The organism is Methylocaldum sp. MU1018, from assembly GCF_053646775.1.
This window is the reverse complement of the sequence record NZ_CM132195.1, coordinates 2,808,311-2,824,938: the sequence shown is the minus strand read 5'-3', so window position 1 is coordinate 2,824,938 and position 16,628 is coordinate 2,808,311. Positions and strand designations below refer to the sequence as shown.

Sequence of the window (16,628 nt, the reverse complement as noted above, 5' to 3'; positions counted from 1 at the left end):
GCCTATCTTCCAGGTGTCTGTTCATGCTCGGTAAAGTTCTAATCGCCAACAGGGGTGAGATCGCCCTGCGCATTCTTCGTGCTTGCCGCGAACTCGGTATCAAAGCCGTGGCCGTGCATTCCGAGGCCGACCGCGACTTGAAGCACGTGCGGCTTGCCGACGAGTCCGTGTGTATCGGTCCGGCGCCGTCCAAGGAAAGCTATCTGAATATTCCGGCCATCATCAGCTCGGCTGAAGTCACCGATTCGGTGGCTATTCATCCGGGTTACGGGTTTCTGTCGGAGAATGCCGACTTCGCGGAGAAAGTGATCCAAAGCGGCTTCATTTTCATAGGCCCTCGTCCGGAAACCATCCGTCTCATGGGCGACAAGGTTTCCGCCATCGAAGCCATGAAAAAGGCCGGCATCCCGTGCTTGCCGGGCTCGGACGGTCCCTTGGGCGAAAATCACGACGAAAACTTGAAAATTGCCCGCCGGATCGGTTTTCCGATCATCATCAAGGCGGCCGGCGGCGGCGGCGGACGAGGCATGCGGGTGGTCCACAGCGAGGCCAATCTGCCCAGCGCCATCACGCTGACCCGCGGCGAGGCTGCGGCGGCATTCGGCAACGATATGGTTTACATGGAAAAATTCCTGGAAGATCCGCGGCATATCGAAATCCAGGTGATTGCCGACGGTCATGGGAATGTGATTCATCTGGGCGAACGCGATTGTTCCACCCAGCGTCGCCATCAGAAAGTCATCGAAGAGGCTCCTGCGCCGGGCATCACCGAGGAGCAGCGCCGCCAGATCGGCGAGCGTTGCATCAAGGCCTGCCAGGAAATCGGCTATCTGGGCGCCGGGACTTTCGAATTTCTTTATCAGGACGGCCAGTTTTACTTCATCGAGATGAATACCCGGGTACAGGTGGAACATCCGGTGACGGAGATGGTGACCGGCTTCGACATCGTCAAGGAGCAGCTCCGCATCGCCGCCGGCGAGATCTTGTCGATCAAGCAGGAAGACGTCAAGCTGCGCGGCCATGCCATTGAGTGCCGGATCAACGCCGAGGACCCCCACAGCTTTATTCCGAGCCCCGGCATGATCGAGCAGTTTCACATGCCCGGAGGCCCGGGTATCCGGGTCGAAACCCATATCTACAACGGCTACAAGGTGCCTCCCTACTACGACTCGATGATCGGCAAGCTCATCGCCCACGGCGAGACGCGAAGCAGCGCCATTGCGCGCGCGCGGATGGCTCTTCAGGAAATGGTCATCGGCGGCATCAAGTGCAATATTCCTTTGCTGCTCGACATCATCAACGATGCGGCTTTCAATGCCGGCGGGCAGAATATCCATTACCTAGAGCAGAAGCTCGGCTTGAAGCACTGATGTGGCGTCAGCTGGCGATTACGGTCGACGAATCTCTGGCGGAACCGGTTTCCGACCTTTTGTCGAGCCTCGGCGCGGTTTCCGTCAGTTTCGAAGATGCCGGCGACCAGCCGCTGTTCGAGCCCAAGCCGGGGGAGACGCCGGTCTGGCAGCGGACCAAGGTGATCGGATTGTTCGATACCGATGTCGATACAGATCGCGTAAGAGACTCGGTCGAGAAGGCATTCGGCGGACGGGTGTTCCAATGCCGGGTCGATGATTTGGAAGACCGCGTCTGGGAGCGGGCCTGGCTGGATCATTTCCAGCCGATGCGCTTTGGCCGCCGGCTCTGGATTTGTCCGACCGGCTTCGAGCCTCCGGAACCCGAAGCCGTCAATGTGGTGCTCGATCCCGGCCTGGCTTTCGGAACCGGCACCCATCCCACGACCGCGCTTTGCCTCGAATGGCTGGACGGCCAGGATCTCGAAGGCAAGACCGTGATCGATTACGGCTGCGGTTCCGGCATTCTGGCGGTGGCCGCATTGAAGCTGGGCGCGGCGAAAGCCTATGGCGTGGATATCGACCCGCAGGCGCTCACCGCCTCGGACGAAAACGCGCGCAAGAATGGCGTGGAAGCCCGTTTGGTGCTCGGTTACCCGCGTGAGATCGCTGCCGTTCGGGCTGACGTGCTGATCGCCAATATTCTGGCTACGCCTTTGATCGAGCTGGCGGCGGATATCGGCGAAAAAATCCGGCCCGGCGGAAGCCTGGCCCTGTCCGGAATTTTGGCGACGCAGGCCGAGACCGTCCGCTCGGCTTACGCTTCCCGATTCGATTTCTTTCCCCCCGCGGTTCGCGAAGAATGGGCATTGCTCACCGGCATCAAACTTCGAGGTTGAATCGTGTATACGCGCTGCCCCGAGTGTAAGACCGCATACCGCATCAGCGTCGGGCAATTGCGCGCCGGACGCGGAGAAGTGCTTTGCGAGCACTGCCATATCGTCTTCAATGCGCTGGTGTCCTTGGCTCATGTCGTGAAGGAAGCGGTTCCGGGCGGCGCAGGGCAAGTCAGGCCCCCGGTGCTGGGGACTCAAGAGGCGGTTGTCGTTCGAAAGTTCGAGCGGGAACTGTTGGACGAATCCGATATCGACAGGTCGTCGGGCGCGGAAAGCGCGGGCAAGCCGCTCGACCCCGATTCCCGCAGAGTCCAAGGCAAAGCGACGGCAGCGCCGTTTCCGGTATCGCGCGAGATGCTCTGGGGGGCGAGCGTTTTCGGGTTGCTGGCTCTCCTGATCGTCCAAATGGTCGTCTTCGAGGGCGAAAGCATGGCGCAGAATGGACGGATGCGGCCGTGGCTGGACATGGCGTGCAAGATCGCTCGCTGCTCTTTGCCGCCATACAAGGATGTGCGTCGAATCCAAATTTTCGACCGCGCTTTGCGGCCGGACTCGAATCGCGATGACGCTCTGGAATTCCAGCTCGTTTTCGCGAACCAATCCAGCTTGCCGCAAATGCTTCCCAATCTGAAGCTGGTTCTTACGGAACTCAACGGAAATCCCGTTGCGGAACGGATATTCATGCCCGCGGAATATCTCCCCGAAGGGGAAAAAGCCATGCTAATGCCGGTCGGCAAACCGTTTGAAGTCCGCTTGCTGTTAGCCAAACCCAGCGGCGATGTGGGCGGTTTTGCTTTCGAATTGCGTTGATCCTTCCGAATTTCCTCGTTTCTGCGGCTTTCGGTCTGCACCGGGCTGTCGACGAAGCCGGCTTCGGCGGCAAGCGCGGCCGCCTGCTTCGGGCGTGACGAAGAGCCTATACTCGGTCGGGTTCCCGGCAGGCGGCTCGAAAGAGACTATTCGGATCGATTGACCTGCACGGTGCGCAAACCGAATTCGCAGGAGAAACTTCCGCAGGTCAAATCCCCGATGTTTTGCCGGATCGTCTCGATATCAGACCCAAACCGGCGATGGCCGAGCCGAACAGCCAGATCGCCGCAGGAATCGGGACGGGCGCCGGAGCTATCCCTGGGCCGTCGCCGCCGGCAAAATAGCCGCTCGTAATACCGTCGGGGCCCGAAAAGTCCGTGATGTGCGCCGCGTACCAAGCGTTTCCCTCTCCTGCGCCTCCGCTGGAGGGGGCGTGGTAGGAGTCAGGAGTATCGCCGTCGATTCCGGTGATGCTGAAGGTCAGCGGTTCCTGGCGATTGCTTCCCGTGCCGAGCACGACCACGTCGAATTTACCGAAACCGTTCAATCTCCGGTCGAAATCAACGGTCCAGCCGCTTGGCAGCCCGCTGATGTTGCTTGCCGTCAGATGAGCGTGGTTGGCGTTTGCAGAGTCGAGGCCGGTTGCGAGATTGAATCCGAACGCCTGGATGCCGAAGTTGGGCAACTCCTTTCCGGCAAAGGGTTGGCCCGGGCCGTTCAGCGCATCGATATTGAAGGTGACATCGTTTCCCGACGTGCTTGTATCGACAATCAAATAATCCTTTCCGTCGACGAAGGATCCCTGGTCGATGTTCGTTCGGTCTCCGAAATAGGATGCCGCCTGAGCTTGACCGGTCAAGGCCAGGGTCGCTCCCAGGTAAGCGAGTGCGCGCTTCATGATTTCCTCCTTGAAAAACCTGTTTGGCCAGCTTGTCTGGCGAAATCCGAGCCGGATGCATCCGATTCGTCCTCGTGCCGCACGAGAATGTGAGGCCATAACTGTGTCGACGCGTTTGAAGCGCGATAGTTCAGGAGCGTTAGCAAAATCTTACGCGCCGCCGCGCATTTGGGACAAACGCCATCCGGCTCGGGAAATTTCTTGGAAGTAATCGATTTCAAATCGATTAACCTGAAGCGGCGGGGCGCGGAGGCTTTACGCAAGGAGCGGAATCGGTAGACGGCAGGGCGGTCAACGGCCGTTTCCGGCCTTAAGGAAGTTCTGGTTAAGTCCTTCGACAGGCCTGTCGAAGGGCTCAGGACGAACGGTAATGTATCGATTCCATTCGTGGTGAGCTTGTCGAACCATGAAGAGTTTCCTCAAAAGGATCGGGCAAGCGGTTTTGGAGGACAGGTGACCTGGTCAAGTGATAGCGGACACCCCAGTTAAGCGGCATTGGCCAAATGGCCGTTCTTCTCAAATTCGTCCGGGCTGCGATAACCCAGGAACGAATGCAGACGGCGACAGTTGTAGAACATCGTGATGTACTCGACGATATCCCGGCGCGCTTCTTCTCGGGTCTGGTAACTCCGCCAATGGACCCGTTCGGATTTGAGCGAGCCAAAGAAGCTCTCGACCACGGCGTTATCCCAACAATCGCCCTTGCGACTCATGCTGCCTGTCATCCCATACGCCTGCAGCAGGCCCCGAAACGCCCGGCTGGCATACTGCACGCCTTGATCAGAATGATGCAGCAGTTGACCCCGGGGCGGTTGCCGGCGCCACAGCGCCATCCGGAGCGCGTCACATGCCAAGGCGCTGGTGAGGCGCTTTCCCAGAGACCAACCCACGACCTTGCGGGCGTATAGGTCAATCACGACGGCCAGATACAACCAGCCTTCGGCCGTCCAGACATAGCTGATGTCCGAGGCCCATACCCGGTCCGGCGCTGCTACTCGGAAACCCCGTTGCAGCCGATTCGGAAACACGGGCTGGCTGTGTGCGCTGTTTGTCGTCACCCGATACCGGCGGCGATAGCGCACCCACACCCCAGCCTCGCGCATCAGTCCACGTGCCTGATAGCGGCCGACCCGGTAGCCCAGCCGAGTAAGTTCCCGCGCCATGCGCCGCGAGCCATAAACGTGATCCGATTCGGCCGCCAATTGGCGTACCGCGTCCCGTTTCGCCTGGCGCATCGAATCTGGACCGCGCTGCGGTCGCCGGACGAAGGCGTAGTAGCCCGCCCGGCTCACCCCCGGCACACGGCACAATCGTTTCACGGAATAAGCCTTCTTCGCCTGATCAATGAACGGATATCTCAGCCCACTTCCTTCGCGAAGAAGGCCGCCGCCTTTACCGGAATATCGCGCTCCTGCTTCAGCCTACGGTTCTCGTCCCGCAGTCGCCGCAGCTCTTCCTGCTCTGCCGTCCGTTTGCCATTCCCCCGAAACGCTTCCTGCTCATCCACCCGGTATTCTTGAATCCATCGCCCCAGCATCTTCGGGTTGATCCCCAGGTTGCGACCGGCTTCGGCCTGGGTGTACCCGTGTTCGGTCACCAGCCTCACCGCGTCCAGCTTGAATTCCTTCGTATAGCGTTTTCTTGTCATCATCTCTCACCTCAGTTGTAGAGCTTAACTCCTTAACTCAGGTGTCTGCTGGCATTGGACCACATCACGGCGGACCTTGCTTCGAGCATCGACGAGAAGGGGGCTACACGAGAGAAAAAATGGCAGCTTTAATCGCGGCGGAACAAATCCTCGTTGGAGCGGTGGAAGTCGTTGGCTTATTCTATCGCTCGAACCGGAGCGCCCGCCGTATCCGGGTTCCGAGAACTGGCAATGCAATATAAGCCAATCTTATCGAAGTAATCATAACAATTTAATTTTGTTTATGAACGGAACGGCTTATAGTTTCTCGCCGTGAAAGGCGACACGAATTGTGGTCCAAGAAGGACCCTAAAACCATTTCTGAGAACAATCCACATACGTGGTAGGAGGAAAGTATGGCTGTAAAAACCTATAACGCGGGCGTGAAAGAATACCGCGAGACATACTGGATGCCGGATTACACCCCGGCGGATACCGATCTCTTGGCCGTCTTCAAAATCACGCCCCAGCCGGGAGTGCCGCGCGAGGAAGCGGCGGCGGCGGTCGCGGCCGAATCGTCCACCGGCACCTGGACCACGGTGTGGACCGATCTTTTGACCGATCTCGACTATTACAAAGGCCGCGCCTACCGGATCGAAGACGTTCCGGGCAGCGACGAGCAGTTCTACGCCTTCATCGCCTATCCCATCGATCTGTTCGAAGAAGGGTCGGTGGTGAATGTTTTCACCTCTCTGGTCGGCAACGTGTTCGGTTTCAAGGCGGTTCGCGGGCTGCGCCTGGAAGACGTGCGTTTCCCGATCGCTTATGTGATGACCTGCGGCGGCCCGCCCCACGGTATCCAGGTCGAGCGCGACATCATGAACAAGTACGGCCGTCCGCTCCTGGGCTGCACCATCAAGCCCAAGCTGGGGCTGTCCGCGAAAAACTACGGTCGCGCCGTGTACGAGTGCCTGCGCGGCGGTCTGGATTTCACCAAGGACGACGAGAACGTGAACAGCCAGCCGTTCATGCGCTGGAAGCAGCGTTTCGACTTCGTCATGGAAGCCATCCATAAGGCGGAACGCGAAACCGGCGAGCGCAAGGGCCACTACCTGAACGTGACCGCGCCGACCCCGGAAGAAATGTACAAGCGCGCGGAGTACGCCAAGGAAATCGGCGCGCCCATCATCATGCACGACTACATCACCGGAGGCTTCTGCGCCAATACGGGCCTCGCCAACTGGTGCCGCGACAACGGCGTTCTCCTGCATATCCACCGCGCGATGCACGCCGTGATCGACCGCAATCCGAACCACGGCATCCATTTCCGCGTGCTGACCAAGATTCTGAGATTGTCGGGCGGCGATCACCTGCACACCGGCACCGTGGTCGGCAAGCTGGAAGGCGACCGCGCCTCCACCCTGGGCTGGATCGACCTGCTCCGCGAACGCTACATCAAGGAGGACCGCAGCCGCGGCATCTTCTTCGATCAGGACTGGGGCTCCATGCCGGGCGTTTTCGCGGTCGCATCGGGCGGCATCCACGTCTGGCACATGCCGGCTCTGGTCTCCATCTTCGGCGACGACGCCGTGCTGCAATTCGGCGGCGGCACTTTGGGTCATCCCTGGGGTAACGCAGCGGGCGCCGCCGCCAACCGCGTCGCTCTAGAGGCCTGCGTCGAAGCCCGCAATCAGGGACGTCAGCTCGAAAAGGAAGGCAAGGAGATTCTGACGTCCGCGGCGAAGAGCAGCCCCGAACTCAAGGCGGCGCTGGAAACCTGGAAAGAAATCAAGTTCGAGTTCGACACCGTCGACAAACTCGATGTGGCGCACAAGTAATCACCCTGAACAGTCGGATGTGGGTGAAACGATACCGTTGACGAGTTAGATATCGCTTCAAGGCATTCCCCCTCTCCGTAGGGGGAGTGCAAGCGACAATTGAACGAGGATTGGAACAACCATGAGCGAAATGCAAGATTACAAATCCAGCCTGACCGATGTTTCGAGCCGCAAATTCGAGACTTTTTCCTATTTGCCGCCGATGGACGCCGCCCACATTCGGAAACAGGTGGAGTATATCGTCAGCAAGGGCTGGAACCCGGCGATCGAGCACACCGAGCCGGAAAACGCCTTCGATCACTACTGGTATATGTGGAAACTGCCGATGTTCGGCGAAACCGACGTGGACCGGATTCTGGCCGAAGCCGAGGCTTGCCATAAGGCGCATCCGAACAATCATGTGCGGCTGGTCGGCTACGACAATTACAAGCAGTCGCAAGGCGCTTCCATGGTGATTTACCGGGGGCCGATCAAAGTCTGATCCCGTCCCGGGTCAGGCTCGAAAGCCCCGCTCTGTGAATGCAGGCCGGGGCTTTTTTGTCGAAACGACGATTTCGCCAGCGAGTGAAAGAACATGAGGGCCAGCGAACGGCTTAATCAGACCGTCACGCTCAAAGACGGGCGCCGGCTCGGTTTTGCCGAAATCGGCGATCCGGCCGGGATGCCGATCGTTTACTGCCACGGGTTTCCGGCTTCCCGGCTGGAGAGCGTTCTCATCTCGCAGGCGGCCGAACATCAGCGGGTGCGCATCATCGCCCCGGATCGACCCGGATACGGCCTGTCGGATTGCAAATCGGGGCGGACCATCGGGGACTGGGCGGATGATGTCGCCCAACTGGCGGGCCGACTCGCCATCGAACGGTTTTCGGTGCTGGCCATATCCGGCGGCGGGCCTTACGGGCTGGCGTTGGCCGCGCAGTTGCCGGACCGGGTGCGGACGGTCGGGATCGTTTGTGGTCTCGGACGCTTGCACGGTACGGAAGCGATGCGGGCGATGCGCTGGCCGGCGCGTTTCGGATTCGGCGCAGCCCGCAAGTCACCCTGGCTGCTGCGTTTGATCTACGGCGAGATTCTCGGCCGCTTGATCAGCCGGAAACCGGAAGCGGCACTGTCTCTTCTGGCCGTAGGCAGCCCGGTTTCCGACCGGTCGGTCTTGGCGCGTCCAGGAATCAGAACGGCCTTGTCCGCTTCGGTGCGGGAAGCCTTGCGCCCGGGAGTGCAGGGGGCCTTGCGGGACATGATCTTGTATGCCCGCGACTGGGGATTCGACCTGGCGCGGGTGCGGATGCCGGTCACCTTCTGGCACGGCGAGGCGGACGCGACCGTGCCGTTATCCCACACGCTGGCGCTCGCCCGAAAATTCCCGCAGGCGAAAGTTTACACGTTTCCGGGCGAGGGCCACTTTTCGCTGCCGATAGAGCATGCGGGCGAAATCATCGAGACTCTGATCGAGTCGGCGAAACGTTGAAATCCGTCGAGAGGATTGAGCGATGACCATTTCAGAACAATATTTGATCGAAGAACAGCCTTATTACCGGCCGGTCGCCAACGAGATCGATCTGTTCGAGGCCGCCTACGCCGCGGGCATGCCGGTCATGCTGAAAGGCCCGACCGGGTGCGGCAAGACCCGCTTCGTCGAGTTCATGGCCTGGAAGCTGAAACGGCCGTTGATTACCGTCGTCTGCAACGAGGACATGACGGCTTCCGATCTGGTCGGGCGTTTTCTGCTCGACGCCACCGGCACGCGCTGGCAGGACGGCCCGTTGACCACGGCAGCCCGGATCGGTGCAATCTGCTATCTGGACGAAGTCGTCGAAGCGCGCCAGGACACGACCGTGGTCGTTCATCCGCTGACCGATCACCGTCGCACGCTGCCGCTCGATAAAAAGGGCGAACTGGTGCATGTACACCCCGATTTCCATCTGGTGATTTCCTACAATCCGGGCTACCAAAATCTTTTGAAGGATTTAAAGCAATCGACCAAGCAACGCTTTGGCGCCCTGGATTTCAATTACCCGAAGACCGAATTGGAAACCGAGGTGATTGCCCACGAAACCGGCGTCGACGCCAAAGTCGCCGAGAAACTGGTGCAGATCGCCCATCGCGCCCGCAATCTCAAGGGGCACGGTCTGGACGAGGGCATTTCGACGAGGCTCCTGGTATATGCGGGGCAACTGATCGCCAAGGGCGTCGAACCGAGAGCGGCGTGCCAGATGACTCTGGTGCGTCCCCTGACCGACGATCCGGACATGCGGGATACCCTGGACGCGGCGGTCGCGACCTTTTTCTGAGTAAGGTCCGAGCCGGACGCGGATTAAGACAAAAAGAGGCGAGCCATGAGCATCAACCTCGAAGACTACCGCGAGTATCTGGAACGGGTCGAGCCGCACATCAAGGACACCCTAGAGGCCAGCTTCCACGAAGCGGCTCGGGTCATGTCGCCGGGCGGCTTGCGCCATTATATCGAGGGCGCCCGCGCACTTTCGGAGCTCGGGCGCGGACCCGAACTGGTCGTGTCCTACATTCAGGAAATGCCTCTCGTGACCAAGGCGGTGGGGGACGAAATCATTCCCGATGTGGTGACTGCGGTGATGAAGCTGGCCTCGATGGTCAGCGGAGGCGTGATCGCCGCGCTGTTCGACAGCCTGCCCACCGCGGCCAACCGGCTCGGCGACGCCGATTTGCTGAGGCAATATCTGGTCCTGATCCATCAGCTTTCGGCGAAGGCGCCGCGCGGATTGCGTCCGATGCTCCAGCGGCTGGACCCGCTGTTCGACAAGTTGACGCTGGGCGGGCTGCGCCGCTGGGCGCTATGGGGGGCGCAGGCGCACGGGCGCGATTTCGAAAACCTGGCCAGATATTTCAGCCTGGAAACCGCGGACAGCCTTGCAGTGCTCCAGAAAGAACGCCGCGGCACCCTGTTCGTCGACACCCAGCGCAAGCTGAACTTCTATCTGCGCGCACTGTGGGGCCGCGATTTTTACCTGCGCCCGACCGCCGGCGATTACGAAACGCGCGAAGGACTCAAGCCTTTCATCGAGTTTCCGGTTATCTACCTGCCGGATGCGTTCGACGATTACGGCGGCATTTCGGGCAAGGAACTATACCGGGCCGCCTGCGCTCATGCCGCCGCACATTTGGTCTACACCCGAAAGGCGATTTCCGCGGAAGCGCTGAACCCGGTGCAGATGTTCATGATCGGGTTGATGGAAGACGCGCGAGTCGAGCACCTGGCCATCCGGCAGTTTCCGGGGCTTCAGCAGCTTTGGCTTCCGCTGCACGAAGCGGCCCCCGAAGGAGGGGAGAGCCGCGATCCCGCGTTGTCGTTTCTGGAAAAATTGGCCCATGCGCTGCTCGATCGGACATTCGAACCCGGCGATGTGCTGATTCGGGAGACCGTGGCGGCGTTCCGGGAGGCATTTGCGGCGCGCCCTCACGACGGCCAGATCAGTTGGGATCTGGGCGTGACGCTGTACAACAAGATCAAGGACCGCATGGCCATCCCGCCGCTGCGAGTTCTGGAAGGCATCCGTATTCCGTATCGCGACGATAACCGCTTCATTTGGGCGTTCGCCGAACGGCTCTGGGATCAGGCCGAATACGCGCCGCCCGGTGAGCGCCAAGTGCGCAAGAAAGTCTCGTTGATGGAAATGGTGAACGAGGTGGATTGCGAACTGGCGGGCGACGACGCCCAGGAAGTCTGGACCCTGGAAACGCCGTTCTACCTGGATCAGGAAGGCTGCACCATCAACGAACTGGAGGGCAAGGAGCCGGTCAGCGAGCCTTATCACTACCCCGAATGGGATTACCGGATGCAACTGCACCGCCCCAATTGGGCGACGGTTCTGGAAAAGCGGCAACGGCGGGGGGGGCGGGATCTGGTCGATCGAATCCTGGTCGAGTACAAGCCTGTTGCCGGCCGTCTCAAGCGCGTCATCGATGCCCTGCGGCCGCAAGGATTGATCCGCCGGCGACGGCAAGAAGATGGCGACGAAATCGATCTCGACGCCGCCGTTCGCGCCTTGGTCGACATTCGCATGGGTGAGGCGCCGGACTCCCGCATCAATATTCGCTACATCCGCAAGGCGCGGGATTTGGCCGTGCTGGTACTGCTCGACTTATCGGAATCGACCAACGAGACCTTGCCCGGATCGGATCGCGCCGTGATTCAGCTCGCGCGCGAGGCGACCGCCTTGCTGGCCTGGGCCATAGAGGGCGTCGGCGATCCCTTCGCCATCCACGGATTCGCGTCGGACGGACGGCACGACGTGCAGTATTACCGCTTCAAGGATTTCGATCAGGCTTTCGACGATCAGGCGAAGGCGAGGCTGGCGGGCATGCAGGGCGGGCTTTCGACCCGGATGGGAGCGGCGCTGCGCCATGCCGGAAAGTTTCTGCTGCGTCAGCCGCAACAGAAGAAGCTCCTGCTCCTGGTATCCGACGGTGAACCGGCGGATATCGACGAGCGCGATCCGCAGTACCTTCGCTTCGATACCAAGAAAGCGGTGGAAGAACTCTCGACCGTCGGAGTCGTGAGCTATTGCCTCACGCTCGATCCCGAGGCGGACGAGTATGTGTCCGGAATTTTCGGACCCAACCGCTACACCGTCGTGGACCACGTGCAGCGATTGCCGGAGCGTTTGCCTTCGCTGTTCGTCGGCTTGACCGGATAGACGGATCGATGAAGGTGCGCCGGTCCCGAATCTCGGCGCTCGGGAATATGGCGCGAAACGGCGCCGAGGAATCATGGGGAGTCGGCCGATAAGCCGGGTTCAGTCGTGGACAGTCATTCATCTAGGGCGCGCGTCGCCGCGTGCCTCGAGCGACCTACCCGGGAGCCGTGCGGGCCGCACGTCTGGGGTTGTCCCCAATGCCCCCCTATTTGGTCTTGCTCCAGGCGGGGTTTGCCCTGCCACTTCCGTTACCGGAAGCGCGGTGCGCTCTTACCGCACCATTTCACCCTTACCGCGTTCCCGGAGGCGCGCGGCGGTATATTTTCTGTGGCACTTTCCGTAGGCTTGCGCCTCCCAGGCGTTACCTGGCGCCTTGCCCTTTGGAGCCCGGACTTTCCTCTCCCCGTGTCTACGACGCGGGCAGCGACTGTCTGGCCGACTCCCGAAGCTATTGTATTAAGAGATCGGCCGGGCGGCCAGTAACATAATCGGTACGTCGCAGCAGAAAAAGCGTGTTTATTGATTTAGGTCAAAATCGTACGGCCCCGTCGAGGCTAGTATTTTCATCGCGTGAGAACGCACCGAGTTGATTTACCTCCACTCCTCTTGGGTCGACCAACCAGGTTATAGCATTCTCCGGGTTAGCGACATTGCGTTTAAGACCTCTTAATCCTCTGGGATGTTGTCACGGGCCGAGGCCTTGCCAAGGCCCGTCTTTTTATACCGATTTTTGAAACAGTCCCGTAACCAGAATTAGAATCTCGAGGGCCGCAATTCCTTGCGGCTCAAGAACTCCGTGCGTTGAGCCACAAGGGTATTTGTGTTCTAATACCTGACGGTTTACCTAAGACTTAGGGAAACGCCGAGCACCTCTCGCTGCGCGCGGCCTCGCTCCGAGGGCGCGACGTTTTTGATAAAAACCGTAGCACTCCCTCGGCGACCTTAAGCCGAAAACATCTCAGCACTCCTTCTGCCATCTTCTTTGAACCTATTGCAGGAATGCGAGAGGAGTGGTTTGGCCGTTAATTTGTGCGATCCACAGGCGTATATATGCTAATCAAAACAAAGAAAGGCTTGAATCTGCCGATCACTGGGGAGCCCGAGCAAGCGATACACGACGACGGTAACGTTGTTAAATCAGTAGCGTTACTGGGCTTGGATTATGTTGGGTTGAAACCCTCCATGCATGTTGCGGAGGGTGACCGGGTCAAGCTCGGCGACGTGCTGTTTTCGGACAAACAGTATCCTAAGGTTTTGTTCACCTCGCCCGGCTGCGGCGTGGTCAAGGCGATCAATCGCGGCGCCAGGCGCGTGCTTCAATCCGTCGTCATCGAATTGGACGGCAACGACAGCGTTCAGTTTCAATCGTATGACCCATCCCGTCTCGCCGACCTGACGGCCGAACAGGTCAAAGAGAACCTGCTGGCTTCCGGCTTGTGGACCTCTCTCCGCACTCGCCCCTACAGCAAGGTTCCCGATCCGGATACGGCGCCGCATTCGATTTTTGTGACGGCGATCGATACCAATCCGTTGGCTGCGCGGCCCGATGTCATCATCCAGGACCGGGTACAAGATTTTAAAAACGGATTGACGGTCATTTCCAAGTTGACCGAAGGGAAGATTTATCTCTGTACGGCCCCGAACCATTCGTTGCCGTCCGGTGACAGCAACAAGATCGAGATAGCCGAATTCGACGGGCCGCATCCTGCCGGTCTCGTAGGCACTCATATCCACTACCTCGATCCGGTCAGCGCTACGAAGACGGTCTGGCATCTCGATTATCAGTCCGTGATGGCGATCGGCAGCTTGTTCACCACCGGCCGGTTGAATGTGGAGCGGGTCGTTTCTCTCGCCGGGCCTATGGTCAATCGTCCCCGCCTGATTCGTACCCGGTTGGGCGCCAATCTGGACGACTTGGTACGGAACGAAACCGTTGCCGACAAGGAAGCGCGGGTGATTTCCGGGTCCGTGCTGAACGGCCAGAAGGCCGACGATTGGTCGGATTACCTCGGGCGTTATCACAACCAGGTCAGCGTCATCGAGGAAGGCCGGCAAAGAGAATTCATGGGCTGGATAGTGCCGGATCATGGCAAGTACTCCTTCCTGAACGTGCTCTTATCGAGCCTGCCCAAAGAGCGGGGCCGCAAGTTCGCTTTCACCAGCGCCAAATACGGCAGCGCGAGAGCCATCGTGCCTGTCGGCGTTTACGAAGATGTAGTACCCCTGGATATTCTGCCGACGCAGTTGCTGCGTTCCTTGATCGTGGGCGATACCGATACGGCGCAAGCCTTGGGGTGTCTGGAACTGGACGAAGAAGACCTGGCGCTTTGCACCTTTGTCGATCCGGGCAAGCACGACTTCGGCCCGGTGCTTCGCAAGAATCTTACCCAAATTGAGAAGGAAGGCTAATGTCTCGTACTAGGCAATTCTTAGACAAGATACATCCGTACTTCGCGCATGGCGGCCGATTGGAGAAGCTTTATCCGATCTATGAAATGGTCGATACCTTTCTCTACAGCCCTCCCGATGTGACGAGCGGCTCGGTTCACGTTCGCGATGCGGTCGATTTGAAACGGGTCATGACCTATGTCTGGATCGCGGCCCTGCCGTGTTTGCTGATGGCCCTGCTCAACACCGGCTACCAGGCCAACTCCGCCATGGAAAGTATGGGTATCGCCTCGGCGCCGGGCTGGCGTGGGGCGATCATGGACATTTTCGGCTACAACCCGAGTAATCCGATTTCCGTCCTGATCCACGGCGCGCTGTATTTCTTCCCCATCTACATCGTGACGATAGTCGCCGGCGGTATCTGGGAGGTTTTGTTCTCCGTCGTCCGCAAACACGATGTGAACGAAGGGTTCTTCGTATCCTCCATCCTGTTCGCGCTGACCCTGCCGCCCAATACGCCTTTGTGGCAGGTGGCGATCGGTATTTCGTTCGGCGTCGTGATCGGCAAGGAAATTTTCGGCGGCACCGGAAAGAACTTCCTGAATCCGGCGCTCACCGGACGCGCCTTCCTCTACTTCGCCTACCCGGCATCGATGTCGGGCGATGCGGTATGGACCGCCGTGGACGGGTTCAGCGGCGCCACCGCCCTGGGCTTGGGGGCGATGGGAGGGCTCGACGCGATCAAGGCGGGCGGTATCTCCTGGTGGCAAACCTTTTTCGGTTTCGAACAAGGATCCTTGGGCGAAACCTCGACCTTGGCCTGCATGTTGGGCGCCGCGTTCCTGATTTACACGCGGATCGCCTCGTGGCGGATCATGGCCGGCGTCCTGGTCGGCATGATCGCGACCTCCACTCTGCTGAACGTCGTCGGCAGTGATTCCAATGCCATGTTCGCGGTGCCCTGGTACTGGCACTTGACTATGGGCGGCTTCGCATTCGGCACGGTATATATGGCCACCGATCCGGTCAGCGCGGCCCATACCAATGTCGGCCGATGGCTTTTCGGTGCGCTGATAGGCTTCATGACGATCGTGATCCGCGTCATAAACCCGGCTTTCCCGGAAGGCATCATGTTGGCCATCCTGTTCGCCAACATCTTCGCGCCGCTGATCGACTACGCCGTAATTAAAGCGAATATCACCAAAAGGGTTAGACGTCATGCCTGATTCAGCAAATCCCAATACAGCGGGAACGCAGGTGTCCGATAAAATCGCCAGATGTATAGAAAAAGCGAACCAGTACGCACAAAAGATTCTGGTACTGCCCAACGACAGCTTCCAGAAGACGCTTGCCGTGGCTTTTGCATTGTGCCTGGTCGGGGCCGTCTTGGTGTCGGGTTCGGCCGTTGCGCTCAAGCCGTTGCAGGAGAGCAATAAATCCAAGGACGAGAAGGTCAATATTCTCGAAGTGGCGGGCCTGTTGGACGAAACAACCAATATCGACGAGGCCTTCAAGGGCATCGAACCGAAAATCGTCGACTTGGCGACAGGCGATTACGTCGATTCGATCGATCCGAAAACCTTCGACCAGCGCAAGGCGGCCAAGGATCCGGCGATGAGCGAAGCCATCCCGCCGGAGAAGGACACCGCCAACATCAAGCGCAAGCCGAAGTACGCCAAGGTTTATCTGGTCAAGGAAGGCGGCCAGTTGAAGTCGGTGATCCTGCCGGTCAGCGGTTACGGACTGTGGTCGACCATGTACGGTTTCATGGCCTTGGAAGCCGACGCCCAAACGGTGATCGGCCTGAATCTTTACGATCAGGCCGAAACGCCCGGCCTGGGCGGCGAAGTGGTGAATCCAAAATGGAAGGCGCTCTGGAAAGGCAAGAAAGTCTATAACTTCACCGGCAAGGAACTGTACGAGAGCACTTTGACCGAGAAAGGACAGCAGATCGAGATCGGCGAAGTGGCCCTGGGTCTGGTAAAGGGCACGGTCGATCCGTCCAAGCCGGGTTCGGAATACCAGGTGGACGCGCTTGCGGGAGCCACGCTCACGAGCCGGGGCGTCAGCAATCTGGTGAACTATTGGATGAGCAAGGAAGGCTTCGGAATCTATCTGGCAAAGCTTAGATCTCAAAAGGGCTAAAGCG

13 protein-coding genes and 1 other RNA gene are annotated in these 16,628 nt (G+C 59.4%); 11 read left to right on the top strand and 3 right to left on the bottom strand.

What is annotated here, in order from left to right; translation table 11 throughout:
* Positions 1-23 precede the first annotated feature (23 nt).
* The 3 genes from accC to ACWJKU_RS12980 are packed head-to-tail and all read left to right on the top strand — an operon-like array spanning position 24 to position 3,055.
* The gene (gene accC, locus ACWJKU_RS12990; RefSeq protein WP_454142736.1) at positions 24-1,370 is read left to right on the top strand and encodes an acetyl-CoA carboxylase biotin carboxylase subunit; all 1,347 of its coding nucleotides are present in this window, start codon (positions 24-26) and stop codon (positions 1,368-1,370) included.
* Positions 1,370-2,248: a 50S ribosomal protein L11 methyltransferase gene (gene prmA / locus ACWJKU_RS12985; protein ID WP_454142734.1), complete on the top strand. Its 879-nt coding sequence runs from the start codon at positions 1,370-1,372 to the stop codon at positions 2,246-2,248. Before accC ends, prmA begins: the two co-directional genes overlap by 1 nt.
* A gap of 3 nt (positions 2,249-2,251) precedes the next feature.
* The gene (locus tag ACWJKU_RS12980; RefSeq protein ID WP_454142732.1) at positions 2,252-3,055 is read left to right on the top strand and encodes a zinc-ribbon and DUF3426 domain-containing protein; all 804 of its coding nucleotides are present in this window, start codon (positions 2,252-2,254) and stop codon (positions 3,053-3,055) included.
* 208 nt (positions 3,056-3,263) lie between these two features.
* Here ACWJKU_RS12980 and ACWJKU_RS12975 read toward each other — a convergent pair whose 3' ends face one another.
* Complete coding sequence (locus tag ACWJKU_RS12975; RefSeq protein ID WP_454142730.1) at positions 3,264-3,953, bottom strand: hypothetical protein; 690 nt, start codon at positions 3,951-3,953, stop codon at positions 3,264-3,266.
* Positions 3,954-4,438: 485 nt separating this feature from the next.
* Positions 4,439-5,604 (bottom strand): IS3 family transposase gene (locus ACWJKU_RS12970; protein ID WP_454142728.1). Its coding sequence is split into 2 segments (ribosomal slippage): positions 4,439-5,352 and positions 5,352-5,604, totalling 1,167 coding nucleotides; the frame shifts between segments, so codons are not numbered across the junction.
* A 392-nt stretch (positions 5,605-5,996) separates the two neighbouring features.
* Between ACWJKU_RS12970 and ACWJKU_RS12965 the strand changes: the two genes are divergently transcribed.
* The 5 genes from ACWJKU_RS12965 to ACWJKU_RS12945 all read left to right on the top strand — a co-directional run bounded on the left by ACWJKU_RS12965 (position 5,997) and on the right by ACWJKU_RS12945 (position 12,091).
* Positions 5,997-7,418 (top strand): form I ribulose bisphosphate carboxylase large subunit, encoded by a 1,422-nt coding sequence (locus ACWJKU_RS12965; protein ID WP_454142726.1) that lies wholly within the window; start codon positions 5,997-5,999, stop codon positions 7,416-7,418.
* 121 nt (positions 7,419-7,539) lie between these two features.
* On the top strand, positions 7,540-7,899 hold the full coding sequence (locus ACWJKU_RS12960) for a ribulose bisphosphate carboxylase small subunit (RefSeq protein WP_454142724.1): 360 nt from the start codon (positions 7,540-7,542) through the stop codon (positions 7,897-7,899).
* A gap of 93 nt (positions 7,900-7,992) precedes the next feature.
* Positions 7,993-8,886, top strand: coding sequence for an alpha/beta fold hydrolase (locus ACWJKU_RS12955; RefSeq protein WP_454142722.1), 894 nt, complete (start codon positions 7,993-7,995; stop codon positions 8,884-8,886).
* Positions 8,887-8,908: 22 nt separating this feature from the next.
* A complete protein-coding gene (locus ACWJKU_RS12950; protein ID WP_454142720.1) occupies positions 8,909-9,709 on the top strand; it encodes a CbbQ/NirQ/NorQ domain-containing protein in 801 nt (266 codons plus the stop codon).
* Between the two features lie 45 nt (positions 9,710-9,754).
* On the top strand, positions 9,755-12,091 hold the full coding sequence (locus ACWJKU_RS12945; RefSeq protein ID WP_454142718.1) for a VWA domain-containing protein: 2,337 nt from the start codon (positions 9,755-9,757) through the stop codon (positions 12,089-12,091).
* Between the two features lie 73 nt (positions 12,092-12,164).
* On the opposite strand, the gene rnpB is transcribed toward ACWJKU_RS12945, so the two are convergent.
* An RNA gene (gene rnpB, locus ACWJKU_RS12940) (RNase P RNA component class A) lies at positions 12,165-12,534 on the bottom strand.
* Between the two features lie 607 nt (positions 12,535-13,141).
* Here rnpB and ACWJKU_RS12935 point away from each other — a divergent pair.
* The 3 genes from ACWJKU_RS12935 to ACWJKU_RS12925 are packed head-to-tail and all read left to right on the top strand — an operon-like array spanning position 13,142 to position 16,624.
* Positions 13,142-14,500, top strand: coding sequence for a Na(+)-translocating NADH-quinone reductase subunit A (locus tag ACWJKU_RS12935; RefSeq protein ID WP_454142716.1), 1,359 nt, complete (start codon positions 13,142-13,144; stop codon positions 14,498-14,500).
* On the top strand, positions 14,500-15,705 hold the full coding sequence (locus tag ACWJKU_RS12930; RefSeq protein ID WP_454142714.1) for an NADH:ubiquinone reductase (Na(+)-transporting) subunit B: 1,206 nt from the start codon (positions 14,500-14,502) through the stop codon (positions 15,703-15,705). Before ACWJKU_RS12935 ends, ACWJKU_RS12930 begins: the two co-directional genes overlap by 1 nt.
* Positions 15,698-16,624, top strand: coding sequence for a Na(+)-translocating NADH-quinone reductase subunit C (locus ACWJKU_RS12925; RefSeq protein WP_454142712.1), 927 nt, complete (start codon positions 15,698-15,700; stop codon positions 16,622-16,624). Before ACWJKU_RS12930 ends, ACWJKU_RS12925 begins: the two co-directional genes overlap by 8 nt.
* Positions 16,625-16,628 lie beyond the last annotated feature (4 nt).